Source organism: Massilia endophytica (assembly GCF_021165955.1).
Classification (GTDB): Bacteria; Pseudomonadota; Gammaproteobacteria; order Burkholderiales; family Burkholderiaceae_D; genus Rugamonas; species Rugamonas endophytica.
In genome coordinates, this window is record NZ_CP088952.1 from 4,823,207 (window position 1) to 4,848,082 (window position 24,876).

Here is a 24,876-nt window from a genome sequence, read left to right on the forward strand (position 1 = left end):
TCTTGCTCCTTCATGCCGCTTTCAGTTCGGGGATGCGGGCGGCGGCGGTTTCGCGGCCGCGCAGCGTCATCCAGGTGTTGTAGCCCATCACGCACATGCCGCCGAGGTAGAGGGCGCCGCCCGCAAGGCGCACAACGTAGTAGGGATAGGTGGCCTTCACGCTTTCGACGAAGGTGTAGGTCAGCGTGCCGTCCGGATTCACCGCGCGCCACATCAGGCCTTGCATCACACCGGCGATCCACATGGCGGCGATGTAGAGCACCACGCCGATGGTGGCTACCCAGAAGTGCAGGTCGACCAGCTTCGTGCTGTACATTTCCTTGCGGCCCGCGAGGCGCGGCAGCAGGTAGTAGATGGAGCCCATGGTGATGAAGCCCACCCAGCCCAGGGCGCCGCCGTGAACGTGGGCGATGCCCCAGTCGGTGTAGTGCGAGAGCGCGTTCACGGTCTTGATGGACATCATCGGACCTTCGAAGGTCGCCATGCCGTAGAAGGAGAGCGAAACGATCATGAACTTCAGGATCGGATCGGTGCGCAGCTTGTGCCAGGCGCCCGAGAGGGTCATGATGCCGTTGATCATGCCGCCCCAGGACGGCGCGAGCAGGATGAGCGAGAACACCATGCCCAGCGACTGCGTCCAGTCGGGCAGCGCGGTGTAGTGCAGGTGATGGGGACCGGCCCACATATAGGTGAAGATCAGCGCCCAGAAGTGGACGATGGACAGGCGGTAGGAATACACGGGGCGCTCGGCCTGCTTCGGAATGAAGTAGTACACCATGCCGAGATAGCCCGCAGTGAGGATGAAGCCCACGGCGTTGTGGCCGTACCACCACTGGATCATGGCGTCCTGCACGCCGCTGTACATGGAATAGGATTTCGTGAGCGAAGCGGGCATGCTCATGCCGTTCACCACGTGCAGCAGGGTCACGGCGAGGATGTAGCCGCCGAAGAACCAGTTGGCCACGTAGATGTGCTTGACCTTGCGCTTGACGATGGTGCCGAAGAAGACCACCGCGTAGGCAATCCACACCACCGCGATCAGGATGGTGATGGGCCATTCCAGTTCGGCGTATTCCTTGCCGCGCGTGAGGCCCATCGGCAGCGTCACCACGGCCGACAGGATCACGGCCTGCCAGCCCCAGAAGGTGAAGGCCGCCAGCTTGTCCGAGAACAGGCGCACCTGGCAGGTACGCTGCACAACGTAATAGGAAGTGGCGAAAAGGCCGCTGATGCCGAAGGCGAAGATCACGGCATTGGTATGCAGGGGACGCAGGCGTCCGTAGGTCAGCCAGGGTATATCCAGATTGAGCGAGGGCCATGCCAGCTGCGCGGCGATGATGACGCCGACCAGCATGCCCACGATGCCCCACACTACCGTGGCAATCGCGAACTGCTTCACGATCCTGTAGTTGTAGTTCAGTTCATGATCCACTTGAAGTTCTCCCGAGAACACTTTGATGATGTACATCAAAGGTTACCGAGCCCAACCTCAAAAATCTTTGACCTGGATCAAAATTCTCCGGATCGGTCGTCGTCCTGGAGAACGCGTAATGCAGGACCGACAAGATCGTCGAACTGGCCTGTGTCGGAAGCGTTGAAAAATAGCCAGATTGCGCCGAACACCAGCAGCACGCTCAAAGGAACCAGCAGATACAAGGCTTCCATAATTTCACTTCCCGCGCAGGCGCAGCGCGTTGAGGACGACGACAGCGGAACTGGCAGCCATGCCAATGCCCGACAGCCAGGGGTTGAGCCAGCCGCAGGCAGCGGCCGGAATCGCGACGATGTTGTATGCCACGGCCCACGCCAGGTTCTGGCGGATGACGCGCATGGTGCGCGAAGCGGTGCGCGCCGCGTCGGCGATGGCGCCGATACGCCCGTTCAGGAGCACCGTATCCGCGCTGACCTGGGCCAGCGCAGAGCCGCTGCCCATGGCAAAGGAGACATCGGCAGCACTGAGCACCGCCGCATCGTTGATGCCGTCGCCTACCATGGCGACAACAGCGCCACGGCTTTGCAGTTCCTGCACCAGTTCCAGCTTTTCCGACGGCAGGCAGCCACCTTCCGCGCGCTCGATCTTCAGTTCGCGCGCCATGCGCTGCACCAGCTCCTCCCGGTCTCCGCTGAGAAGGACGAGGTGCTTGCCCTGGCTGGCGAAGTAGTCCAGGGTCGCGCGGGCGTCCTCGCGGATGGTGTCGCTGAGCGTGAAGCAGGCCAGCCATTTTCCCTGCATGCCGAGGAAGACCGTTGACATTCCGGCATCCGGCGCGCTGCGCCAGGGCGGCAGGCATCCCGCGATTCCGGCCACATGAGAGGCATTACCGATCCGGTAAGCGGTGCCGCCGACCTGGCCTTCCAGCCCCTGGCCCGGCACTTCGCGCAGGCCGGTAGCGGCAAGGCGGGGCGCCCCGGTTTGCGCCGCATGGGCGGCAATGGCGCGCGCAATCGGGTGGGCGCTCCCGGCTTCCAGCGCGGCGGCGATGGCCACGCACTGGGCGCCATCGGCCGCGCTGAAGGTATCCGCACGCTGCACAGCCAGCTGGCCGGTTGTCAGCGTGCCCGTCTTGTCGAAAACGATATGGGTGGCGCGGTGCAGGGTCTCCAGCACATGGGGGCGCACGATCAGCACGCCCTTGCCCAGCAGCCTGTCCGTAGCGGCAGCGAGTGCGGACGGTGTCGCGAGCGACAGGGCGCAAGGGCAGGAAACCACCAGCACCGCAATGGCAACTGGCCAGGCGCGTGCCGCATCCTGCCACCACCAGAAGCCGAAGCTGGCCAGCGCGAAGAGCAGAAGCCCGGCCACGAACCAGGACGCGCTGCGGTCGGCCCACTGCGCGATGGCGGGTTTGGCGCTGCCTGCGCGCTCGGCCAGCTTGAGAAGGCCGGACAATGTGCTCTCGGCCGCGCTGCGTTCGACACGCACCAGCACCATGGCGCTGGCGTTGACGGCGCCGCCGGGCACTTCGTCACCGCAGCTCTTCGTCTGCGGCGCGCTTTCGCCGGTAAGCAGGGAGAAATCGAGTGCTGTGCGGCCTTCGACAATCACGCCGTCCGCGGCGACGGTTTCGCCGGGCTTGACCATGATGACATCGCCGCGCGCCAGCGATGCAGCCGGAACGACGCGGCCTTCGCCGGGCGCAGGCCAGGCGGAAAGCAGCGTGGCCGAGGCGGGCAGCGCATGCTGCAGCCGTTCCAGCGCCGTTGCCGCCTTGCGCCGCGCCGCCATTTCAAGATAGCGGCTGGCGAGCAGCAGGAAAATGAACATCGTGACCGAGTCGAAATAGACTTCGCCCCTGCCGCGCCATGTCGCTGCAATGCTGCCGGCGAAGGCCGCAACAATGCCCAGCGCCACCGGAACGTCCATGCCCAGCGTGCGCGCACGCAGGCTCGCCCAGGCGCCGCGCAGGAAGGGTTGTGCCGAGTACACGATGGCGGGAAGCGTCAGGAGCAGGCTGGCCCAGCGCATCAATCCCGTCATGCTGGCGTCGAGGGTGCCGTCTTCCGCCAGGTACTCCGGCGCCACGTACATCATTACCTGCATCATGGACAGTCCGGCCACGAAGAGCTGGCGGCCCAGCGTGCGGCTGGCCTTTCGCAGCTGCTCGGTATGGCGCACGGCGTCGTAGGGAAAGGCGGTGTAGCCGATCTGGCGCAGGGCCTGCAGGATGGCCGACAGCTGGATTCTGTCCTTGTGCCAGCGCAGGGCCAGACGTTCCGTGGAAACGTTCATCGAGGCCGACACCACGCCGTCCAGCTGCATCAGCCTGCGCTCGATCAGCCAGACGCAGGCCGCGCAGCGGATGCCTTCCACCAGCAGTATCGCTTCGGACTCTTCTCCGCCGCCAGCGAAGCGCGGGTCATCGTTGTACAGCGCCAGCTGGGACGGGAGCGGAGCCTCCGCATCGGCCCGCGCCGCGTAGGCGCTGCGGTTGCGGTAGTAGTCTGCCTGGCCAAGATCCACGATGGCCTTGGCCACGGCTTCGCAGCCGGGGCAGCACATGGCGTGCTGTGCGCCGTCGATGGCGACTGACCAGCGCGAGCCGGGCGGAACGTCCTGCCCGCAGTGGAAGCAGGACTGCAGCGCGGGAGCGGCGGTCATGGCAGCACCGTCAGGCATAGCGCATCCAGCCAGCCGTGAGTGGCGCCGGTGGCGGCGCGTGCCAGGCCAAGCAGGCCGAAGCCCAGTACCAGAAGGCCCGCAGCAATGCGCACCTGCTTGCGCTGCATGGCAGCACGCAGGCGGGCGCCCGCGACGCCCAGCGCCAGCAGCATCGGCAGTGTACCGAGGCCGAAAGCGAGCATCGCCAGCGCGCCGTTCAGTGCGGAGCCACTCAGCAGGGCAGTCAGCAGCACGCTGTAGACCATCCCGCAGGGAATCCATCCCCAGAGCGCGCCCAGCGCAAAGGCCTTGGGCAGCGTATCCATGGGCATGAAATGGCGGATGGCTGGCTGCACGCGGCGCCATACCACGGCGCCTGCGGCCTCCACGCGGGCCAGGCCGCGCCAGGCGTCCATCAGGTAGAGGCCCAGCATGAGCAGCATCGCGTTGGCCAGCCAGTAGCCTGCGCTCTGCACCGCCGCGATGCGCACCATGTTGGCCGCCCCCTGGGCGAGTCCGCCCGCCATTGCGCCCGCGATCATATAGCTGGCGATGCGGCCTGCGTTGTAGGCAAGAACCCGCGGCGGCAAGCTGGCCGGGACGCCGCGCACGACCTGAATACGCCCACCCCCGGCCGTACTCAATGCGCCCACGACGCCCCCGCACATGCCCACACAATGCACGCTGCCCGCCAGTCCGGCGGCAAACAGCGGCAGCAGATTGAGCCCGTTCATGACATCCTCAGATCGTTTTCGAATAGCGCAGCGGCTGCGCTTCGCCGCCGGCGGCCGCCGCTTCGCGCGTGCGGTTCAGGTGGCGGTCGAACACCATGCAGATATTGCGGATCAGGAGGCGGCCTTTCGGGGACACGGTGATCCATTGTTCGTCCATGTGCAGGAGGCCCTCGCGTTCCAGCTCGGCCAGCTTTTCCAGCTCCGCCGCGAAGTAGCTGCGGAAGCGCACCGGGTAGGCCTGCTCGATGGCCTCGACGGACAGCTCGAAGTTACACATCAACATCTGGATGATGATCCGCCGCAGCAGGTCGTCGGTGTCCAGCTTGTAGCCGCGCGCGATGGGCAGCTTGCCCTGGTCCAGCAGCTCGTAGTACTCATCCAGCGTCTTCACGTTCTGGCTGTAGGTGGCGTTCACGGCGCTGATGGCCGATACGCCGCAGGCCACCAGGTCCATCTCCGCGTGCGTGGAATAGCCCTGGAAGTTGCGGTGCAGGCGGCCCTGGCGCTGGGCCACGGCCAGATCGTCTTCCGGCTTGGCGAAATGGTCCATGCCGATATAGACGTAGCCTGCCGCCGTGAGGCGGCTGATGCAGAGCGCCAGCATGTCCAGCTTCAGCGTGGGCGAAGGCAGGTCGGCGTCCGCGATGCGGCGCTGGGGCTTGAACAGGTGTGGCATGTGCGCGTAGTTGTACAGCGCGATGCGGTCCGGGTTGGCCACAATGACCTTGGACAACGTCTGCTCCATGGTCTGCAGGTTCTGCTTCGGCAGGCCGTAGATCAGGTCGATGCTGATCGAGCGGAAGCCCGCTTCGCGCGCCGCATTCATGATGGCGATCGTGTCTTCCGCAGGCTGGATGCGGTTGACGGCGCGCTGCACCTCGGGATCGAAGTCCTGCACGCCCAGGCTCACGCGGTTGAAGCCCTGTGCGCGCAGCGAGTGCACGCGCTCGCGGTCCACCGTGCGCGGGTCGATTTCGATGGAGTATTCGCCTTGCGCATCGGGCGCGAACTCGAAGTTGCGCCGCAGGTGCTCCATCAGCTCCCCCATCTGGGCATCGCTGAAATAGGTGGGCGTGCCGCCGCCGAAGTGCAGCTGCTCCACCCGGTTCATGCCGGAAAAGAGCTTGCCCTGCATGCTGACTTCCTGTTTCAGGTAGCTCAGGTAGGTGGCGGCCTTGCTGCGGTCCTTCGTCACGATCTTGTTGCAGGCGCAGTAGTAGCACACGGTGTCGCAGAAAGGCACGTGCAGGTACAGGGACAGGGGACGGCGTCCGCCGCGCATCTTCAGGCTGGCCAGCGCTTCGAGGAAGTTCCCATAGCCGAAGTCCGGCGTGAAGCGGTCGGCGGTGGGGTAGGAGGTGTAGCGCGGGCCGGACATGGTCAGCTTGCTGATCAGGTCCGCGTCGAACTGCACGGATGGCGCTACGGGGCTGGCGAGGGCATTCATGATTTTCTTGTCTACTTTCGATGTTTCAGGCGGCGATGCGCTTCAAGGCAGGCGCGCGGGTGCTGCGCAGCGGAGAGCGCGTGCTTGCGCGGCCGAACTTGAACAGGCTGACGGCCTGGGTCAGGCTGCCCGCTTCCTCGGCCAGGCTGTTGGCGGCCGCCGCCGCTTCCTCGACCAGGGCAGCGTTCTGCTGCGTCACTTCGTCCATGTGCGTGATGGCCTTGTTCACTTCGTCCACGCCCAGGCTCTGTTCGCGCGAGGCGACCGAGATCTCCTGCATGATGGTGGTGACCTGCTTCACCGAGTTGACCACCTGTTCCATCGTGGCGCCGGCGCGCTGGGCGCGCTCCATGCCGTCGCCCACCTTGCTGACAGAGACATCGATCAGGTGCTTGATGTCCTTGGCGGCTACGGAGGAGCGCTGCGCCAGGTTGCGCACCTCGCCCGCCACCACCGCAAAGCCGCGCCCCTGCTCGCCGGCGCGCGCCGCTTCCACCGCCGCGTTCAGCGCGAGGATGTTGGTCTGGAAGGCGATGCCTTCGATTAGGCCGATGATGTCCACGATCTTCTTCGAGGAGCTGTTGATTTCGTCCATCGTGGCGATCACTTCGGATACGATGGCGCCGCCCTGTTCGGCCACGTCGGAAGCCGCCACGGCAAGCGCATTGGCCTGGATGGAGTTGTCCGCGTTGGCTTTCACGGTGGAGGAGAACTGGTCGATGCTGGCCGCCGTGCGCTCCAGGCTCGCCGCCTGCGATTCCGTGCGGCCTGCAAGGTCCGAATTGCCTGCCGCGATCTGGCGGGTGGCCACGGCCATGGTCTCCACGTTTACCCGCACGTCGCGGATGGTGGCAATGAGGTTGCTGTTCATCTGCTGCAGGGCGCGCAGCAGCTGGCCCACTTCGTCGGTGCTGTCGGTGTCGAAGGAGCCGGACAGGTCGCCAGCGGCGATGCGGCGAGCGCCTTCCAGGGCGCGGCCCAGCGGCTGCAGCACGCCGCTGCGCAGGGTCCACCACAGGAAGACATTGATCAGGAGGCCGATGAAGGTAGCGGCGAAAATGCTGTAGCGTACCGGCCCGCTGGCCTGGTTGCCGAACAGGCTCGCGATGCACACGGCCAGCTGCAGGGTGTTCACGACGCTCGTGGCCAGCCAGATGCGCGCCGCCAGGGACACATGGCTCAGGCGCGCGGCCAGCGAGCGCCAGCCGCGGTGGATGATCTGGCCGTTGCGGATTTCGAGATCCCGGCCCTTGCCTTCGCGCAGGGCGCGGTAGGCTTCGGCGGCGGCGGCGATCTGGGCGCGGTCGGCGCGGCTGCGCACGGACATGTAGCCCACGGTGCGGCCCGCGTCGCGGATCGGCGTGATGTTTGCGCGCACCCAGTAGTAGCTCCCGTCCTTGCAGCGGTTCTTCACGATGCCGGTCCAGGGAATGCCGGCCCGGATGGTGGTCCACAGGTCGGCGAAGGCTTCCACCGGCATGTCCGGATGGCGCACGATATTCTGCGGCGCGCCCAGCAGCTCGGCCTCCGAGAAACCGCTGATCTGGACGAAATAGGGGTTTACATAGGTAATGTTGCCATCCAGATCAGTTTTCGAGACAATGGCTTGATCCTCGTCGATGTCGACTTCGCGATTGATGACCGGCAAATTGTTGCGCACGCTGCTGCTCCTTCCGTTTTATTGCTTCAATGCAATATCTTCAGGATCCAGTTTACGGAGCGGCACCTTCAAAATCATTGATGTAGATCAAAATTCCCCATCTTAGAAAAGGTAGGCATAAACGATGGCATCGCACCAGAGCACGATGGATTTCATTCTTGACCAGATGCACGGGGCGGGCGGCGTGACCGCGAAGAAGATGTTTGGGGAATACGGGGTTTACCTGGACGGCAAGATGTTCGCCGTGGTCTGCGACGACCAGCTGTTCATGAAGCCCACGGCGGCGGGAAAGGCCTATATCGGCGAGCCGGAGATGGTGCAGCCCTTCCCGCAGGCCAAGCCCTACTTCCTCATCCCCGGCGACCAGTGCGAAGACAGCGCCTGGCTCAGCGAGCTGTGCCGCATCACGGCAGCGGAACTGCCGCTGCCCAAGCCCAAAAAGAAAAAATGATCAGTTTGCGGGGGCGGCGCCAGCACTGTCCCGCACAGTTTTCTGCAGGACGACCGCGGCAAACAGGCTCAGAGCAAACGACATGCCGAAAAAGCCCTTTTCGCTGAGTGTTATCGACGCGTTCCACAAACCCACAAGGAGCAGGAGCAGCGCCAGCAGCGTGGACGTCCAGCACAGGCCGAAATACAGGCTGCTGACCGTCAGGCCTTCCAGCCGGTCGCGAACCGACTTCTGCAACGAGACCGCCGAGAACAGGCCATACATCAGGATGGTGAAGTAGTAGCCCTTTTCGTTCAGCTGCATGCCGGCGTTCCACAGCCCGACGAAGTAGGTCAGGGTGCCGGCCAGCAGCGCGGCCCAGGTTGCGCCAGCGAAGGCGCTGGAAGGGTGTTGGGATGTGGCGGCCATATGCTCTCCTTGAAAGAAACCCCGGCCAATTGCCGGGGTTTTCATTGGAGCAAAAGAATCAGCGCTTGCCCTTGATGCCGCTCAGCAGGCGTTGCACTACCGTCACCACACCCAGCACGATAGCGCCCGCGATCACGCCCACCACCGCGTCGATCACGCTGGAGACCACCACGCCAGCACCGGGCACCGCGTGCACGGCTTCCGTGGCATGGTGGATGATGTCGTGCGCGCCGGGCAGGCCGTGGGTCAGGATGCTGCCGCCGACCATGAACATGGCCACCGTGCCTGCCACGGAGAGGAACTTCATGAGTTTCGGCGCCGCCGCGAGCAGCAGGCGTCCCAGGCCCGCGAAGCGGCCGTTGTTGCGGGTCAGGTAAAAGCCCGCGTCGTCCATCTTCACGATGCCCGCCACCAGGCCGTACACGCCCACCGTCATCAGCAGCGCGATCCCTACGAGCACCACCACCTGCTGCGTGAAGGGCGCGGCCGCCACCGTACCCAGGGCGATCACGATGATTTCGGCGGACAGAATGAAGTCGGTGCGCACGGCGCCCTTGATCTTTTCCTTTTCCAGTGCCACCAGGTCCACATCCGGATCGGCCACCGCCGCCGCAAGTTCCGCGTGATGCTGCGCGTCTTCCTCGGGCGTGTGCAGATATTTGTGCGCCAGCTTCTCGAAGCCTTCGAAGCACAGATAGGCGCCGCCGAGCATCAGCAGGGGCGTCACGGCCCAGGGAGCGATGGCGTTGATGGCCAGCGCGGCGGGCACCAGGATCGCCTTGTTGAGGAGCGAACCCTTGGCCACCGCCCACACCACGGGCAGTTCGCGGTCCGCGTCCACGCCGGACACCTGCTGCGCATTCAGGGCCAGGTCGTCGCCCAGTACACCGGCCGTCTTCTTCGCGGCCACCTTGCTCATGGCAGCCACGTCGTCCAGGATGGACGCGATATCGTCGATCAGTGCAAGCAGGCTGCTACCGGCCATGAGGCAAACTCCGTAAAGTGGAAAGACAGACAATCTTACCTTAGCGGCTCCAGCGGTGGCGCAATTCCCGGGCTACAATGGCCTTCCACTACCCGCAGGACCCATCATGAGTTTCGCTACCTGGCTCGCCTTCCTTGTTTCCTCCATCGTGATCGCCCTCTCGCCGGGGTCCGGCGCAGTGCTGTCGATGTCGCACGGCCTCTCCTACGGCGTGCGCAAGGCCAGCGGCACCATCATGGGACTGCAGGCGGGCATTCTGCTGATCCTCTTCATCGCGGGCGCCGGAGTTGGCTCGCTGCTCCTGGCCTCCGAACTCGCCTTCAACGTCGTGAAATCGGTGGGCGCCGTGTACCTGATCTACCTGGGCCTGAGCCAGTGGCGCGCCAAGGTGAGCGAAGGCGGCGGCCCGGGCGTGGCGGCGCAGGCCGAACTGCCCTCGCTGCGCAAGCGCTTCCTCACCGGCTTCCTCACCAACGCCACCAACCCCAAGGGCATCATCTTCATGGTGGCCGTTCTGCCGCAGTTCATCACCCAGGGCCAGCCTCTCCTGCCCCAGCTGGCGATCCTGGCCGCGACCATGCTGGTGGTGGATGTCACCGTGATGCACGGCTACGCCTTGCTGGCGTCCACCATGCAGGGCCTGTTCCGCAACGTGCGCGCAATGAAGCGCCAGAACCGCGTGTTCGGCGGCCTGCTGATGGCCGTGGGCACGGCCCTCTTCTTCGTCAAGCGCGGCGCCCACAGCTGACCGGATATTCCGGCATGTGAAAAAGTTTGTAACCGGCGTCGGCGCGTTCCGGGCAATGGGCGTTTAATGGAGAAAACTCAAGGAGTCTCTCCAATGTCCCGCAAAGCCGTGCATTTCGTCCTGCTTCTGGCCCTCGTGGCTGTTTCCTCCTTCGCGCTGGCCGACCCGCCAAGCCGTGTGGGGCGCATTTCGGCCGTCGAAGGCAAGGTTACGCTCCAGACGGATGGCGACGAGGATACCGGCCCCCTCCTGAACTGGCCCGTCACCAGCAGCAACCACCTGACCACGGCGCGCGGTGCACGCACCGAATTCCGCGTCGGCTCCGCCGCCATATGGCTGGACGGGGATTCCGACCTGGAGGTGGTGGAGCTGGACGACGACAGCCTGCGCCTGCGCCTGAACTACGGTTCGGCCAGCGTGCGCCTGCGCGCTCCCGAGATGCTGGGCGAATTCGAACTCACCACGCCCCAGGCCCGCATCGTGATGACGGAGCCGGGCATGCTGCGCGTGGATGCCGAGCGGGCCGTGGACACCACCTCAGTCTCCGTCTTCTTCGGCGCGGCCCAGGTGGACGGCGCCGGCACGCTGCTCAACCTGCGCGCCGGGAAGCGCGGCGAAGTGCGCGGCGACGATGTGTTCACCGCGCTCGCACGCGCCGACGGCTTCGACGAATGGGTGCAGGGCCGCGACAAGCGCACCGATGCCGCCATCGCCACCCGCTACATTCCGGACGAGGTTACCGGCTACGAAGAACTGGACCGCTATGGCAGCTGGACCGTCAACGAAGAATACGGTCCCCTGTGGACTCCCCGCCTGCTGGCCGCCGATTGGGCGCCCTACCGCGACGGCCGCTGGACCTGGATCTCGCCCTGGGGCTGGACCTGGGTGGACAACGCTCCCTGGGGCTATGCCCCCTCGCACTACGGCCGCTGGGTGGTGGTGAACCGCCGCTGGTACTGGTCGCCGGGCCGCTTCGTGGGCCGTCCCGTATGGGCGCCCGCGCTGGTGGGCTGGGTCGGCGGCGCCAACTGGTCCATCAGCTTCGGCAGCCGCCACAGCGGCCCGGGCATCGGCTGGTATCCGCTCACCCCGCGCGACCGCTTCGTTCCCACCTACCGAGTTTCACCCGACCATGAGCACCGCCTGGGCTGGACCTACCGGGGCAATGAACGCTGGCGCGACCGCAATCACGACGGCCGCCGCGACGGCGTGACCGTGCTCCCGCACGACCGTTTCGACCGCCGCCATACCGTGCAGGTAGACCGCGCCCAGCGCGTTACCGTGGCGCCGAATGCGCTGGTGACGGCGCCAGTGGCCACGCCCCCGGTGCCGGCGGGCATCGACCGCAACCGCGACGGCGTACCCGACCGCTTCCAGCGCGACCGCAACCACGACGGCATTCCGGACCGCATCGTCGGCACCCCGCGCGACCGCAACGGGGATGGCATTCCTGACCGTAACCCGATCTCGACCCGCGACCGGAACGGCGACGGCGTGCCCGACCGCAACGTAATCACCACCCGCGACCGCAACGGCGATGGCATCCGCGACCGCAGCATGGCCGTGCCCCCCTCGCGCGACCTCAACGGGGACGGCGTGCCCGACCGCAGCCGCTTCGACCGCAACGGCGACGGCGTGCGCGACGCGGGCGACTGGCGTCACAGCGGCCCGCGCACCAATCCGGTGCAGCCGCTGCAAACCAATCCGGTGGCGCCCCAGGTCCAGTCCCAGGCCCCTGCGCCTGTTCCACAGCCGGGTATCCTGCAGGCGCGTCCTGCCATCCAGGAAGGAGCGGACCGGCGCCAGCAGATGGAAGAGCGCCGCCAGCACATGCTCGAGGAGCGGCGCCAGCGTGTGGAGGAGCGCATGGCCCAGCGCCCGCAAATACAGCCACAGCCTCAACAGCCACAAGCTCAGATGCAGCCCCAGCCGCAGCCCGCCCCGGCCCCCTTCCAGCGCGCCCAGCCGCCGCAGGCAGTCCAGCCGCAAGCCGCGCCGCCTGCGCAGCAGGATGTCCGGGAGCGGCGGGAGCGACGGGGCGTATCCAAGAACGGCGAACGTGACCGGGAGTAATACCGTCCAGCCGCAATTTTTGGTCGTTCAGCCTGCGATTTGCGCACTTTGTCACAAAGCGGTAGCCCGGCATGCCTACACTCACTAAAGTGTAATCGTGCAATGCTGGGAACTTCGGGAAAGACAGGACAGCTACAGTGTCCGCAACCCAGGGAAGTTCTCGTGATGCTACCGGTGTCCCGACTATTTTCCCGAATCCCGTGGAAATAGTTTTTATGGCCAGCCCTCGGGCTGGCCTTTTTTTATCCGGCGCCGGACGGCGTTACAATACCGGTATGCGCGATCCGCTCGCGCCTTCTTCATTGTTCACGATTGGAAATAACATGGCGATCCCTCCCTCCGAGTCCCTCATCGAGTACCCGAGCGACTTCCCGATCAAGGTGATGGGTCCGACGCATGACGCCTTTGCCGCCACGATCCTGGAAGTGTGCGTCAAGCACGACCCCACCTTCCACGAAGGCAAAATGGAAACCCGGCCTTCGGCCAAGGGCAACTACACTGGCCTGACGGTGGTGGTGCGCGCCACCAGCCGCGAGCAGCTCGACGCGCTGTACACCGAACTGTCCGGCCACCCCATGGTGAAGATCGTCATGTAAGGTCGGCCGCGCCGAAAGCCGCGAGCTCGGCATCGAGCCACTCGCGGAAGGCACGCACTTGCGGCTTCGCTGCCGCGCCCGGCGGCGTCACGAAGTAGTAGTCGTCCGGGCTGGGCACCGAAATGCCGAACAGCCGGCGCAGCTGGCCCGCCGCAATCTCCTGCCGCGCCACCACGTGGCGCACCAGCGCCACGCCGTCGCCGTCCACCGCCGAGCGGATCAGCATCGACAGGTCCTCGAACATCACCCCGCCGGAGGGCTCCGGCAGATCCAGCCCCGCCGCCCGGAACCAGGGCAGCCAGGGTTCGTTCGAGCGCAGCAGGGTGGCCTGCGCCAGTTCCTCTGGCGAGACAGGCAGCTGCCCGCCTCGATAGTGAGGGCTCACAACGGGATAATAAACGTCCCCCATCAGGCGCTCCGCCATCAGGCCCGGATAGCGGCCCCGGCCCCACCGGATGCCCACGTCGATTCCCTCTCTCGCCAGGTCCTGCAGGTGGCTGCTGGCCTGCAGCACCACCTCGATTTCGGGATGCCGCTCGATGAACTGCCCCAGCCGGGGCGCCAGCCAGCGCGCCGCGAAAGAGGGCACCGAGGACACGGTCAGCCGGAGATTCTGCCCGCGCTGGCGCAGCGCTTCTGCCGCCGATGCGATCTCGCCCAAGGCCCGCGCCAGGGTCGCCGCGAAGCGGGCTCCTTCCTCGGTCACGCGCACCTGCCGTCCCTTGCGCTCGAACAGGGCCAGTCCCAGTTCCTGCTCCAGCCCGCGCACCTGGTGGCTGATGGCGCCATGGGTCAAGTGCAGCTCCTCGGCAGCGCGCGAGAAGTTCTGGTGGCGGGCCGCCGCTTCGAAAGCGCGCAGGGCGGAGAGGTTCGGCATGCGCCTCAGGTCGCTCATCTTGTGAGAAAAATTATCAAGGATGGCCAAAATATATCGCTTTGGCGCGGCATGGACAAGGCTTAGCATTGTGAACCGATTTCAAATCATGCCGGAGGCCACCATGCACCTTACGCTCTATGCGGACAGCCAGTTCACCAGTCCCTACGTCCTCTCGTCCTATGTGGCGCTGCTGGAAAAGGAACTGCGCTTCGAGATGCGCACGGTGAACCTGGAAGAGCGCGAGCAGCTGCGTGCGCCATACCGCGAGCTGGCGCTGACGGCCCGGGTGCCCTGCCTGAAGCATGCGGACTTCTACCTGACGGAATCGAGCGCCATCGTCGAATATGTCGAAGAGATGTTCCCCGCACCCCAGTACCGCGCCCTTTTCCCGGCGGACGTGCAGCAGCGTGGCCGGGCGCGCCAGATCCAAGCCTGGCTGCGCAGCGACCTTGGCGCCTTGCGCCAGGAACGCAGTACCTGGAACGTATTCTACGAACCCACGGACAAGCCCTTGTCGCAAGCGGCGCAGGACGCGGCGGACAAGCTGCTCGCCGCTGCCGAGCGCCTGCTGCAAGGTCCCAACCTGTTCGGCGACTGGTGCATCGCCGATACCGAGTTCGCCGTCATGCTCTCGCGCCTCGTGAAGAACGGCGACCCGGTGCCGGAAAAGGTGCGCGCCTACGTGGAGCACCAGTGGCAACGGCCTTCCCTGCAAGCTTGGCTAAAGAACATCACCGCCGCCAGCGGGAAGGAATAGCCGGGCTGACTTATAATGACGGGGCATCGAACAACGCAATGTGCCCATGTCCACGACCCGTCCCGAGCCAGCGGTGATCCGCCATCTCGGCCAAGCAGACTACGAACCGACCTTCGCCGCCATGCGCGCCTTCACCGACGCGCGCACGGCGGACACGCCCGACGAGCTGTGGATTGTCGAGCATCCCCCCGTGTTCACATTGGGCCTGGGCGCCGACCGCGGCCACCTGCTGGCGGGCGCGTCGGCCATTCCCGTGGTGCAGACGGACCGCGGCGGCGAAGTGACCTTCCACGGTCCCGGCCAGGTGGTGATTTACCTGCTGATGGACCTGCGCCGCAACAAGCCGGGCGGGAAGCTCTACGCCCGCCAGTTCGTGCACAAGATCGAACAGGCAATCATCAACGTGCTGGCGGCGTATAATCTTGCGGGCGAACGCATCGAAGGCGCGCCGGGCATCTATATCGCCGGCGGCCCGAAAAAGGGCGCCAAGATCGCCGCGCTGGGCTTGAAGGTGCGCGGCAACGGCTGCACCTATCACGGCGTATCGCTGAACGTGGCGATGGACCTGTCGCCTTTTACCTGGATTAACCCATGCGGCTACGCCGGCCTGGAAACCATCGACATGCGCAGCATGGGCGTCGATGCGCCGCTGGCGGACGTGCAGGACGCGCTGGCGCAGGAGCTGGTGCGGCTGCTGCACGAGGTGGAAGCCGCCGCCGCCTGACCGAATTCACTTGAAAAGCCCGCGAGGGCAAGCAGCTTATGACTACCGAAAACCCTTCCAGCACTGCCGCCGCTTACAACCCGAGCGAAAAGCAGAAAGGCGCCAGCAAGACCTCGCGCATCCCCATCAAGATCGTGCCGGTCGAGCAGGTGGAGCGCCTGAAAAAGCCGGAATGGATTCGCGTGAAGGCCGCTTCCGCCTCCAGCCGCTTCTACGAGATCAAGGACATCCTGCGCGAGAACAAGCTGGTGACCGTGTGCGAGGAAGCGAGCTGCCCGAATATCGGCGAATGCTTCGGCAAGGGCACGGCGACCTTCATGATCATGGGCGACAAGTGCACCCGCCGCTGCCCCTTCTGCGACGTGGGCCACGGCCGCCCCGATCCGCTGGATGTGAACGAGCCCACGAACCTCGCTAACACCATCGCCAAGCTGCGCCTGAGCTACGTGGTCATCACCTCCGTTGACCGCGACGACCTGCGCGACGGCGGCGCCGCCCACTTCGTCGAGTGCATCACGAAGACCAAGGAACTGTCGCCCAAGACCCAGATCGAAGTGCTGGTGCCGGATTTCCGCGGCCGCCTGGAAAAGGCCCTCAACATCTTCGCGGACGGCCTGCCGGACGTGATGAACCACAACCTCGAAACCGTGCCGCGCCTGTACAAGGAAGCGCGTCCCGGTGCGGACTACCTGCACTCCCTGAAGCTGCTGAAGGACTTCAAGGCCATGTACCCGCACGTGAAGACCAAGTCCGGCCTCATGGTGGGCCTGGGCGAAACGGACGAAGAGATTCTGCAGGTGATGCGCGACATGCGCGAGCACGACATCGACATGCTTACCATCGGCCAGTACCTGGCGCCGTCCAACAGCCACCTGCCGGTGCGCCGCTACGTGCACCCTGACACCTTCAAGATGTTCGAGGAAGAAGCCTACAAGATGGGCTTCGGCCACGCCGCCGTCGGCGCCATGGTGCGCAGCTCCTACCACGCCGACGAGCAGGCGCATAACCTGCTCGAATCGGCGTAATGGGCGAGGACAGCGTCCGGATCGAGCCCACCTGGAAGGCGCGGCTCGCACCGGAGTTCGTGAAGGCGTACTGGCAGGAGCTGTCCGGCTTCGTCAAGGGCGAATACGCGGCAACGCACTGCTGCCCGCCGGGCAAGCACATTTTCCGCGCCTTCGACCTCACGCCTTTCGACAAGGTGAAGGTCGTCATTCTCGGCCAGGACCCCTACCACACGCCCGGCGCGGCCATGGGTTTCTGCTTCTCGGTCCCCGAGGGCAACCGCCCGCAGCCCAGCCTTCAGAACATCTTCAAGGAGATCGAGAGCGACACGGGCGTGCGCCGCACGCGCACCGATCTCTCCGACTGGGCCGAACAGGGCGTCTTCCTGCTGAACAGCGTGCTCACCGTGCGCGCGGGCGAAGCGGGCTCGCATGCAAAGCGGGGCTGGGAGAACTTCACCGACTGCGCCATCCGCGCCCTCTCGGAAGAGCGCGAGCACATCGTGTTCATCCTGTGGGGCAGCTACGCCATTTCCAAGAAGGCCCTGATCGACACGAGCAAGCACCTCGTCATCACTTCGCCGCACCCTTCCCCCCTGTCGGTGCACCGCGGCTTCTACGGCAGCAAGCCCTTCACGCGCGCCAACGCCTACCTCGCTGCGCATGGGCAGGAACCGATTCGCTGGGCCTAATCAGAGCAGACCATGGACAAGACCAAATTCAATCTCGACTACTTCAACACCTTCGGCAAAGGCAAACTGCCCGAATACCTGGGCATCCGCGTCACCGGCGCCGATACAGGCGAACTCAGTGCCGAGATTGAAATCGCTCCCCATCACCTCGCGCCAAACGGCTACCTGCATGCAGGCACCATCGTCACGCTGGCCGACACGGCCTGCGGCTACGCCTGTTTTGCCCATCTGCCGGAAGGCGCGAACAACTTCACCACGGTTGAACTGAAATCGAACCACCTCGGCACGGCGCGCGAAGGCGTGATTGCCGTGACCGCGAAAGCCGTCCACCTTGGCCGCACCACGCAGGTATGGGACGCGAACGTCATTAACAAGGCAACGGGCAAAACGCTCGCCCTCTTCCGCTGCACCCAGATGGTCCTGTACCCAAAACAGTGATGAAAAAAGCGCTCGCCGCCAGCCTGCTGCTGGCATCCACCCTGGCGCTGGCCCAGACGCCGTACAAGGACGACACCACCTATCGCGGCCTTGGCGGCAAGGACGGTATCGAGCGCATTATCGACACCTTCTTCCCCATCGTCCTCGCCGACCCGCGCATCAAGGACACCTTCGCCGACTTCGACATCAAGCAGGTAAAGGTGCGGCTGGTCGAGCAGCTCTGCGAATTCGCGGGCGGCCCCTGCAAATACACCGGTAAATACCGCGACAGGACCATGGACGGCGTGGGCACCGTGCGCGACATGCAAACGGTGCACCAGGACCTCCAGATCACCGACGCCCAGTTCAACGCACTGGCGGAAGACCTGCAGCTCGCGATGGAGCGCAACGACGTACCGAACCACATCGCCAACAAGCTGCTCGCCAAGCTCGCGCCCATGCGGCGCGACATCGTCACCAAATAGGCCGACAACCATGAATCCGAAAACGCTGCTGGCGCTGTGCATCCTGACGTTGGGCGGCGGCGCGCAGGCGCAGTCCATGCCCGATTCCGCGAAGCTGCTGGCGACCGGCGGCGTAAGCCAGATCGAAGGCGCCGGCGGCGGAGGCCTCACACCGTGGGCGCTGATCACCGGCTACGGCACGCGCGACAGCTGGGGCGCCAACGCCCACTACACGCACGTGAAAACGCAGGACTACTCCCTCGGCAGCTACGGCGTGGCCGTCGGCATTGCGGACCGCGTGGAACTCTCGCTGGCGAAGCAGGACTTCAAGGGCGAGCTGGCGCCCCTCGACCAGCTCCGCATCAAGCAGGACATCGTCGGCCTCAAGCTGCGCGTGGCGGGCGATGCAGTCTACGAGCAGGACAGCCTCCTGCCGCAGATTGCGGTGGGCGTCATGTACAAGAAGAACAAGGGCGTGGACGGCCTGGGCGCGCTGGGCGTCACGAAGGTCACCCAGCTCGGCGCGAAGGACGACAGCGGCTACGACGTCTACGTATCGGCGACGAAGCTGATGCTCGAATACAGCCTGCTGCTGAACGGTACCCTGCGCTCCACCCGCGCCAACCAGATGGGCCTTCTCGGCTTTGGCGGCGACCAGCACAGCGGGCGCAGAGTGATGCCGGAAGTGTCAGCCGCCTACCTCCTGACCCGCAAGCTGGCGCTGGGCGCCGAATACCGCCGCAAACCCCACAACCTCGGCGTGGACCACGAAAAAGCCTACTCCGACGTCTTCATCGCCTGGTTCCCCACCAAGCACTTCTCGCTGACCGCCGCCTACGCCCAGCTCGGCGACATCACTACCTTCAACCCGAAAAAGCAGAAGGGCATCTACCTGTCCGCGCAAGCCGGGTTTTAAACTTCGAGGGGGCGTTTCGACGCACCGGGAAAAATAATTGGCAGTGACAATTCGAGAGACTTCCCGGCGAAATCACCAAGTAGAATGGTTCCATCAGGAAACTTTTGTCGATGGTGGAGCGACGTAAATTGCGGAAACTGGACGGCGAACTGGACTTATTCACAATGTGAGCTAAATACGCGGTGGCGCTCGCATTACAGTGGAGAAGAAGGATTGCATGAGAAATCGAACGTTCGCACAAAGGGGGTATGCATTTCTGGCTTGCCTCGCAGTCGCCCAGTTTGTAAGCGCTCAGTCGATGAAACCTAGTGGTCGGGAAACCTATCGGCCACCGGAAGGATATGTACCAAATGAATTGGTAGCCGAGCAGATCGCCTATGCGGTTCTCGTACCTGTTTATGGCAAACAGGTGATCGACGACCAGAAACCGTTTAAGGTCACGCTTACACGTGGGGTATGGATGGTAGAGGGCACCTTCCCGAAAAACGCCTTGTTCGGTGGCACGTTTGAGATTGAGATTTCCAAACGCGATGGGCGGATACTGCGAATGATCCATTACCGGTGAGGGACGGGGACCACTTCGAGACTTCGACATCGAAGGGCGACCATTGGCATTTACCGTGGTTCGCCAGAATCGCATGAGCGTTCAGCTTGCAGACGCCGATCAAAAGTATGCGGAGAAAGTGATCGCCGTGTTGAGCGACTAAGCGGCGACATGTGGCCTGACTCTGGGCCGCGAATGCTCAGCTGCTGAGCTTGCCGACGCGATCAACGAGAAGCAGAGGCAAGCAAGGGCAAGCTGCTCGGCAATATTGCTGTTGCGCCTTGTGCTACAGCGGATTGGTGCGAAATGATTGCGAACTCCAAACCAAAGCAGGGCCAGGACGACGATTTTCCTACCTGTGAACAGACCTACGCAGTACTGAGAATATTCTCCGATAGCATTGATCCCGGCGCCATAACGGAGCTACTGGGCATCCAGGCCTCCAGCTGTTTTGAGAAGGGAGAGTCCCAGGATGGCCGAGGCACAAAGCGCAGGGCCCATGGCTGGTTTCTTAGCAGTGAAGATGCAGTGGACTCACGAGATACCCGGAGACATGTCGATTGGATAGTCTCCAGAATTGGTGAGAAGTCGGTCCAACTGGCACAGTTGCAACTGGGTGGCGCGGAGATAGATATTTCGTGTCTATGGCTGTCGAAAGGCCAGGGAGGCCCAATTCTTAGCCCTCCCCAGATAAGGGAGCTCGCACGACTGAATGTCGATATATGGTGGGACGTCTACTTTAGCAATGAATCGTCATGAATCGACTGGTTTTTCCATGGCAGGCAGATAAGCTCGTTGATGAAGCTGATCAATTATCACAGCAGAAACTTTGAAGATGCTGCCATGGCAGCAATCTTCGCCAAACAGCCTTTCTCAGTGAGCATCCGAGGCTGGAAGCGGCACGTTATATCAAAGGCGCTGCCGATCTTTCTTAGCTCCAGCGATTCAGAACGCCGACGGGCTAACAACCTGAAACTGATACCGCTTGCTGTAATTACTCCCCTTTTCTGGGGAGTATGTGTACGGGCAAGTTTCGAAAAATTGCTCCCCAGCTGGCACATGGAGCGTGACACACTGGTTGTACGTTTCAGCTAGTAGATTGAAGCCTATGTCAGGCTGCCAGCGGACTATCTTTGAACAAAGGACGGGAACGCGATGGCTGAGCACATTCCTTTAGAAGAAGTCTCACCCGCCGCAGTGCATTGTGGGAGATTTATTTTTTTTCTCCTAGGAGCATTAGTGCTTCTGGTGCCCCTCGCGTTCGCTTGGGTAGAGCCGGCGAACGAACCATACCTGGCGGCAGCTTTGATGGGCATCGGGCTGGTTTTGATCTGGCTGGGGCTCGTCCTGCCGATGCATATGCTAGCGCAGCTTGGCTTCTGGGTTCCGGGGATTCTGCCGGACGATTGTGAACCGACCCCATAACTGGGGCCGGAGGTGACCGAGAAGCTCACCGCCGGAAACGCGTGGTGGGGTCGTTTGCATCGCCATGAGCCGCCATGCATGATGCAATCATTGATTGCATTTGCGAGGTTTCCATGGCAACGAACTTAGTAGTGCGCAACGTGGAGGAGGAGGTTGCGCTTGCTCTGAAGCAAAGGGCGGCCGCCAATGGTAGAAGCGCGGAGGCTGAGCACCACGAGATCCTGAGGGCGGCGCTTAAGCGGCCACCCCGTCGCAGTGTTGCGGATGTCCTTGCAAGCATGCCCAATGTCGGGGAGGACGCGGACTTTGACGTACGCAGGAGTTAAGATCGGTGATGTGTCTGATCGATACCAACGTCATCAGTGAAGCACCCGCAAAGAGAGAAGTGCCGCTGAAGGTGCTGAATTCGTTTTAGTGAATCAGCCCTGCAGGGCCTTTTCCAGCAGCTTGTGGAGCGCCGCGAATTCGGGCTTGCCGACGTAGCGCTTGAGGATTTTACCGTCCTTGTCGATGACGAAGGTGGTAGGGGTCATGGCCACGTCGCCGTAGGCTTTGGCGGCTTCGCCGGTCACGTCCAGGGCGACCTTGAAGGGCAGCTGGCGGGTTTCGGTGAAGTTGACCACGTAGTTGGGGGCGTCGTACTTCATTGCCACCGCCACGAACTCCAGGCCCTGCGACTTGTACTTGTTGTACGTGTCGACCATCTCGGGCATCTCGGCCACGCAGGTGGTGCAGGAGGTGGCCCAGAAGTTCACCATCACGACCTTGCCTTTGAGGCTGTCCGGCGTGATGCGCTCGCCCTTGATGCCGATGAAGGTCACCTCGGGCGCGCTGCTGTGCTTATTCAGCGAGAAGTAAGCGGCCACGCCGACGCCCGCCAGTACAAGGGCTGCAATGGCAGGTTTGATCCAGGCTTTGGAGGTCGGCGTCGTCATGGGCTTATTATAGTACCGCTTCGCTTAGGCCGCTGGCTTGGGCTGGTACTGCTTCCATTCTTCTTCGGTGATGTACTCGAAGACCTTCACGACCTTGTTCACCCCGTTCACGCCGCGCGCGATCTCCGCTGCCTGCGTCGCTTCGCGCTGGGTCACGCGGCCCATCAGGTAGACGGCGCCGCGCTCGGTCACCACCTTGAAGGAGTTGGCCGAAATGTCCTTGGCGTCCACCAGGCTCGCTTTCACCTTGGTGGTGATCAGCGCGTCGTTGGAGCGCGAGGTGTAGCTGGCCGGGCCGGCGATTTCCAGCTCGTTCACCACCAGCACTACGCCTTCGATATTGCGTACTTCGCGCTCGACCGCCGCCTTCATGGCCTGGTCGCGCACTTCGCCGGTGATCAGCACGCGGCGGTTGAAGCTGTTCACGTTCACGTGGCCTGCGTCGCCGACGATGTTCGGCATCTTCAGGTCGGCCTTGACGGCGATCGTCTTGTCTTCGGTCTGGGCGCCGAAGGTGCGGCGGTCGGACGCGGCGACGGTGCCTGCCACGGCTCCGCCCACTACCAGGGGCACGCAGGCGGACAGGCTGGCCGCCACGCTGGCAGCGATCAGGGCCATTACGAGAACTCGTTTACTCATTCACATCTCCTCCGAACAGCGCGACGTCGATGCCGTCGCAAATGCAATGGATACAGGTCAGGTGCACTTCCTGGATGCGCGCCGTGCGGTCGGCAGGCACGCAGATATGCACGTCGGCGTCGGTCAGCATCTTGCCGATGGCGCCGCCGCCCTTGCCGGTGAGCGCCACCACACGCATCTCGCGCTCCAGCGCCGCCTCGATGGCCGCCATCACGTTGGCCGAGTTGCCGGAGGTGGAAATGGCCAGCAGCACGTCGCCCGCCTGGCCGAAGGCCTGCACCTGCTTGGAGAAGATCTCGCGGTAGCTGTAGTCGTTGGCGACAGCGGTCAGGATCGAGCTGTCGGTGGTCATGGCCAGCGCGGGCAGCGGGAAGCGTTCGCGCTCGAAGCGGCCTACCAGTTCAGCCGCGAAGTGCTGGGCGTCGGCCGCGGAACCGCCGTTGCCGCAGGCAAGGATCTTGTTGCCGTTGGAGAGGGCGGAGAACATCAGTTCGATGGCCTGTGCCAGCGGTTGGGCAAGCACGGTCGCGGACTGGATTTTGGTTTCGGCACTTTCGTGGAAGTGCGCCAGGATGCGTTGATTGGTCATAGTGTGCGTAATTATAGTGCAGCCGGGCACGGGGCCGGACAAGTGCTGTTAAGAATGCTTACATTTCCAGCACGTTGCGCAGCCAGGTCAGCTGGGGACCGTCCAGCGCCACGACATCGAAGCGGCAGGGCGGCAGTTGGGAGAAGCGCATCAGGTAGAACTGGGCGGCGCGCAGCAGGCGTTTCTGCTTGGCGGGCGTGATGCTGGCGGCAGCGCCGCCGTAGGTCCGGCTGCGGCGGTGGCGCACCTCCACGAAAACGAGGTGGGTCCGATCCCGCATGATCAGGTCCAGCTCCCCCACCTTGCAGCGGAAATTGCGTTCCACGAGCTGGAGGCCCTGCAGGCGCAGATGGTCGAGCGCCGCGTCCTCGCTGCGCTGGCCCTGCTCCTGCTGGCTGGTGCGGGGCATGGCGGCCCCGCTATTGCCCTGCAGGCAGGGGCACGCCGTTCTTGTAGACGGCCGTCGGTTCCACGCGCTGGAAGCGCGAAGGGCCGTTGCCGAAGCCGATGGTGAGCTGGCCGGTCACGCCGTCCAGCTGGAATTGCTGCGCCGGGCGGCGCGCGATCTCGCGCGCGATGCGGAAGGCATCGATGCCGAGCGCGTACAGGCGCTCCATGTCCGCGCTCAGGCGGGCCTCGTCGCGCGGCACCGGCTGGGGATAGACCATCACGGCGGGATGGTCGCGCTGCACCAGCCAAGGCAGGTCGATCAGGCGCACGCCGTCCAGCTCCGGGCCGGGCTGCAGCAGGCTCCGGCCGGGATTGAGCGAGGAGGTGCCGTAGACGGGAATATCGCCCAGCGGCGGCGCATTCAGGGCCACGCGCAGCTGGCGCGCCTGGTCCACATCCAGCGCCGCGAACAGCAGTTCCACGGGCTCGCCCGCGAGGCGGCTGCGCAGCGCCACGAGTTCGGGGTCGCTCAGGTAGCCGTTCGGGGTGCTCAGTTCCAGCGTTTTTGCCTTCAGGCCCAGGCGCTGCCATTGCGCCGCAAAGGCGGAAGCGGCGCGGCGTTGCCAGGCATTGCCGCCGCTGACGATGAGGGCCTCGCCACCGGGATAGTCGCGCGACGCCAGGTCGGCCACCTGGCGCGCCTCGTCCTCGATGGAGAGGCCGATGGCCAGCATTTTCTCCGGCAGGGGAAGCTCGTCGCGGCCTTCCGGGTGGTTGAGGGCAATCGTGGGCTTGCTCACGGTCTGGCTGGCGGCCAGGGTGGTCACTGCCGAGCGGGCCAGGGGGCCGACGATGATGTCGTTCTGCTGAAGGGCCTCGGTATAGGCAGGCAGCACTTCCTGAGCGCCGTCCCCGGTTTCGATGACGTTCACCTCGAAGCCGTCGCGGTCGCGCTCCCAGGCGGCCATGAAGCCCGCGCGCAGCGCGTCCGCCGCACGGCCCAGGGTCTCGGAGCGCAGGGGCAGCATGAGGCCTATGCGCACGGCCTTGGAGGCGGGCGCCATGCCCGCAGGCTTTTCGGGGGCCGTGCCGGGCATGGGGACGGCAAAGGTCTGGGGTTCTTCCACTGGCGGTGCGGGCGGGCGCTCCGGCAGGCGGGCGGGTGGCGGCGCTGCTCTTGTCACGGTCTCGATTGGCGCGCACAATGCCCCCGGCGCACCGCAGGGCGTGCTGCAGGCGCTGGACAGCGCAGCCAGCGCGAGGCACAGCAAACCGTTCCACACTTTTTTAGCCAGCATCCTA

The 24,876-nt window shown here is 64.3% G+C and carries 30 protein-coding genes; 16 read left to right on the forward strand and 14 right to left on the reverse strand.

Annotation, left to right across the window (positions count from 1 at the left end; genetic code table 11):
* Positions 1 to 10: 10 nt before the first annotated feature.
* From ccoN to LSQ66_RS22175, 6 genes are all read right to left on the reverse strand, one after another.
* A complete protein-coding gene (ccoN, locus tag LSQ66_RS22150) occupies positions 11 to 1,432 on the reverse strand; it encodes a cytochrome-c oxidase, cbb3-type subunit I (RefSeq protein ID WP_231770180.1) in 1,422 nt (473 codons plus the stop codon).
* Positions 1,433 to 1,509: 77 nt separating this feature from the next.
* Positions 1,510 to 1,665, reverse strand: coding sequence for a cbb3-type cytochrome oxidase assembly protein CcoS (gene ccoS, locus LSQ66_RS22155; protein ID WP_231767327.1), 156 nt, complete (start codon positions 1,663 to 1,665; stop codon positions 1,510 to 1,512).
* A gap of 4 nt (positions 1,666 to 1,669) precedes the next feature.
* On the reverse strand, positions 1,670 to 4,117 hold the full coding sequence (locus LSQ66_RS22160; protein WP_231767328.1) for a heavy metal translocating P-type ATPase: 2,448 nt from the start codon (positions 4,115 to 4,117) through the stop codon (positions 1,670 to 1,672).
* On the reverse strand, positions 4,096 to 4,833 hold the full coding sequence (locus tag LSQ66_RS22165) for a sulfite exporter TauE/SafE family protein (protein WP_231767329.1): 738 nt from the start codon (positions 4,831 to 4,833) through the stop codon (positions 4,096 to 4,098). Before LSQ66_RS22165 ends, LSQ66_RS22160 begins: the two co-directional genes overlap by 22 nt.
* Positions 4,834 to 4,840: 7 nt before the next feature.
* Positions 4,841 to 6,280 (reverse strand): oxygen-independent coproporphyrinogen III oxidase, encoded by a 1,440-nt coding sequence (hemN, locus tag LSQ66_RS22170; protein WP_231767330.1) that lies wholly within the window; start codon positions 6,278 to 6,280, stop codon positions 4,841 to 4,843.
* Positions 6,281 to 6,305: 25 nt separating this feature from the next.
* Positions 6,306 to 7,940 (reverse strand): methyl-accepting chemotaxis protein, encoded by a 1,635-nt coding sequence (locus tag LSQ66_RS22175; RefSeq protein WP_231767331.1) that lies wholly within the window; start codon positions 7,938 to 7,940, stop codon positions 6,306 to 6,308.
* Positions 7,941 to 8,085: 145 nt separating this feature from the next.
* On the opposite strand from LSQ66_RS22175, the gene LSQ66_RS22180 reads away from it, so the two are divergent.
* Entirely contained in the window at positions 8,086 to 8,391 is a 306-nt protein-coding gene (locus LSQ66_RS22180) for a TfoX/Sxy family protein (protein ID WP_307730232.1), read from the forward strand.
* On the opposite strand, the gene yiaA is transcribed toward LSQ66_RS22180, so the two are convergent.
* Together yiaA and LSQ66_RS22190 are read right to left on the reverse strand one after the other, a co-directional pair.
* On the reverse strand, positions 8,392 to 8,799 hold the full coding sequence (gene yiaA / locus LSQ66_RS22185) for an inner membrane protein YiaA (RefSeq protein ID WP_231767333.1): 408 nt from the start codon (positions 8,797 to 8,799) through the stop codon (positions 8,392 to 8,394).
* Positions 8,800 to 8,857: 58 nt separating this feature from the next.
* Positions 8,858 to 9,784, reverse strand: a complete 927-nt coding sequence (locus LSQ66_RS22190) for a DUF808 domain-containing protein (RefSeq protein ID WP_231767334.1) — start codon at positions 9,782 to 9,784, stop codon at positions 8,858 to 8,860.
* 106 nt (positions 9,785 to 9,890) lie between these two features.
* On the opposite strand from LSQ66_RS22190, the gene LSQ66_RS22195 reads away from it, so the two are divergent.
* The 3 genes from LSQ66_RS22195 to LSQ66_RS22205 all read left to right on the forward strand — a co-directional run bounded on the left by LSQ66_RS22195 (position 9,891) and on the right by LSQ66_RS22205 (position 13,201).
* Complete coding sequence (locus LSQ66_RS22195) at positions 9,891 to 10,532, forward strand: LysE family transporter (RefSeq protein WP_231767335.1); 642 nt, start codon at positions 9,891 to 9,893, stop codon at positions 10,530 to 10,532.
* A gap of 93 nt (positions 10,533 to 10,625) precedes the next feature.
* The gene (locus tag LSQ66_RS22200) at positions 10,626 to 12,605 is read left to right on the forward strand and encodes a DUF6600 domain-containing protein (RefSeq protein WP_231767336.1); all 1,980 of its coding nucleotides are present in this window, start codon (positions 10,626 to 10,628) and stop codon (positions 12,603 to 12,605) included.
* 323 nt (positions 12,606 to 12,928) lie between these two features.
* Positions 12,929 to 13,201 carry a DUF493 family protein gene (locus tag LSQ66_RS22205; protein ID WP_231767337.1) on the forward strand — a complete coding sequence of 91 codons (273 nt, stop codon included), beginning with the start codon at positions 12,929 to 12,931 and terminating at the stop codon, positions 13,199 to 13,201.
* Here LSQ66_RS22205 and gcvA read toward each other — a convergent pair.
* Complete coding sequence (gcvA, locus tag LSQ66_RS22210) at positions 13,194 to 14,096, reverse strand: transcriptional regulator GcvA (protein WP_231767338.1); 903 nt, start codon at positions 14,094 to 14,096, stop codon at positions 13,194 to 13,196. The genes LSQ66_RS22205 and gcvA overlap by 8 nt on opposite strands.
* 103 nt (positions 14,097 to 14,199) lie before the next feature.
* Here gcvA and yfcF point away from each other — a divergent pair, with 103 nt between their 5' ends.
* The 12 genes from yfcF to LSQ66_RS22265 all read left to right on the forward strand — a co-directional run bounded on the left by yfcF (position 14,200) and on the right by LSQ66_RS22265 (position 21,347).
* A complete protein-coding gene (gene yfcF, locus LSQ66_RS22215) occupies positions 14,200 to 14,835 on the forward strand; it encodes a glutathione transferase (protein WP_231767339.1) in 636 nt (211 codons plus the stop codon).
* A gap of 46 nt (positions 14,836 to 14,881) precedes the next feature.
* Entirely contained in the window at positions 14,882 to 15,559 is a 678-nt protein-coding gene (gene lipB, locus LSQ66_RS22220) for a lipoyl(octanoyl) transferase LipB (protein WP_231767340.1), read from the forward strand.
* 38 nt (positions 15,560 to 15,597) lie between these two features.
* Positions 15,598 to 16,584 (forward strand): lipoyl synthase, encoded by a 987-nt coding sequence (lipA, locus tag LSQ66_RS22225; RefSeq protein WP_231767341.1) that lies wholly within the window; start codon positions 15,598 to 15,600, stop codon positions 16,582 to 16,584.
* The gene (locus tag LSQ66_RS22230; RefSeq protein WP_231767342.1) at positions 16,584 to 17,255 is read left to right on the forward strand and encodes a uracil-DNA glycosylase; all 672 of its coding nucleotides are present in this window, start codon (positions 16,584 to 16,586) and stop codon (positions 17,253 to 17,255) included. Before lipA ends, LSQ66_RS22230 begins: the two co-directional genes overlap by 1 nt.
* Before the next feature lie 12 nt (positions 17,256 to 17,267).
* The gene (locus LSQ66_RS22235) at positions 17,268 to 17,693 is read left to right on the forward strand and encodes a PaaI family thioesterase (protein ID WP_231767343.1); all 426 of its coding nucleotides are present in this window, start codon (positions 17,268 to 17,270) and stop codon (positions 17,691 to 17,693) included.
* Positions 17,693 to 18,157, forward strand: coding sequence for a group I truncated hemoglobin (locus LSQ66_RS22240; protein ID WP_231767344.1), 465 nt, complete (start codon positions 17,693 to 17,695; stop codon positions 18,155 to 18,157). Before LSQ66_RS22235 ends, LSQ66_RS22240 begins: the two co-directional genes overlap by 1 nt.
* A gap of 10 nt (positions 18,158 to 18,167) precedes the next feature.
* A complete protein-coding gene (locus LSQ66_RS22245) occupies positions 18,168 to 19,052 on the forward strand; it encodes a DUF3034 family protein (protein WP_231767345.1) in 885 nt (294 codons plus the stop codon).
* A 217-nt stretch (positions 19,053 to 19,269) separates the two neighbouring features.
* Complete coding sequence (locus LSQ66_RS22250) at positions 19,270 to 19,617, forward strand: YbbC/YhhH family protein (RefSeq protein ID WP_231767346.1); 348 nt, start codon at positions 19,270 to 19,272, stop codon at positions 19,615 to 19,617.
* Positions 19,618 to 19,902: 285 nt separating this feature from the next.
* The gene (locus tag LSQ66_RS24825; protein WP_407659544.1) at positions 19,903 to 20,355 is read left to right on the forward strand and encodes a DUF4279 domain-containing protein; all 453 of its coding nucleotides are present in this window, start codon (positions 19,903 to 19,905) and stop codon (positions 20,353 to 20,355) included.
* Between the two features lie 39 nt (positions 20,356 to 20,394).
* On the forward strand, positions 20,395 to 20,691 hold the full coding sequence (locus LSQ66_RS22255; protein ID WP_231767347.1) for a hypothetical protein: 297 nt from the start codon (positions 20,395 to 20,397) through the stop codon (positions 20,689 to 20,691).
* Between the two features lie 60 nt (positions 20,692 to 20,751).
* The gene (locus LSQ66_RS22260) at positions 20,752 to 21,021 is read left to right on the forward strand and encodes a hypothetical protein (RefSeq protein ID WP_231767348.1); all 270 of its coding nucleotides are present in this window, start codon (positions 20,752 to 20,754) and stop codon (positions 21,019 to 21,021) included.
* A 113-nt stretch (positions 21,022 to 21,134) separates the two neighbouring features.
* On the forward strand, positions 21,135 to 21,347 hold the full coding sequence (locus LSQ66_RS22265) for a FitA-like ribbon-helix-helix domain-containing protein (RefSeq protein WP_231767349.1): 213 nt from the start codon (positions 21,135 to 21,137) through the stop codon (positions 21,345 to 21,347).
* A gap of 93 nt (positions 21,348 to 21,440) precedes the next feature.
* Here LSQ66_RS22265 and LSQ66_RS22270 read toward each other — a convergent pair whose 3' ends face one another.
* From LSQ66_RS22270 to LSQ66_RS22290, 5 genes are read right to left on the reverse strand one after another with little or no spacing between them, the layout of a single operon-like run.
* Entirely contained in the window at positions 21,441 to 21,956 is a 516-nt protein-coding gene (locus tag LSQ66_RS22270) for a peroxiredoxin family protein (protein WP_231767350.1), read from the reverse strand.
* 24 nt (positions 21,957 to 21,980) lie between these two features.
* Entirely contained in the window at positions 21,981 to 22,595 is a 615-nt protein-coding gene (locus tag LSQ66_RS22275) for a BON domain-containing protein (RefSeq protein WP_231767351.1), read from the reverse strand.
* Positions 22,588 to 23,184: a phosphoheptose isomerase gene (locus tag LSQ66_RS22280; RefSeq protein ID WP_231767352.1), complete on the reverse strand. Its 597-nt coding sequence runs from the start codon at positions 23,182 to 23,184 to the stop codon at positions 22,588 to 22,590. Before LSQ66_RS22280 ends, LSQ66_RS22275 begins: the two co-directional genes overlap by 8 nt.
* 58 nt (positions 23,185 to 23,242) lie before the next feature.
* Complete coding sequence (locus tag LSQ66_RS22285; protein WP_231767353.1) at positions 23,243 to 23,593, reverse strand: YraN family protein; 351 nt, start codon at positions 23,591 to 23,593, stop codon at positions 23,243 to 23,245.
* Between the two features lie 10 nt (positions 23,594 to 23,603).
* Positions 23,604 to 24,872 carry a penicillin-binding protein activator gene (locus tag LSQ66_RS22290; protein WP_231767354.1) on the reverse strand — a complete coding sequence of 423 codons (1,269 nt, stop codon included), beginning with the start codon at positions 24,870 to 24,872 and terminating at the stop codon, positions 23,604 to 23,606.
* Between the last annotated feature and the right edge of the window lie 4 nt (positions 24,873 to 24,876).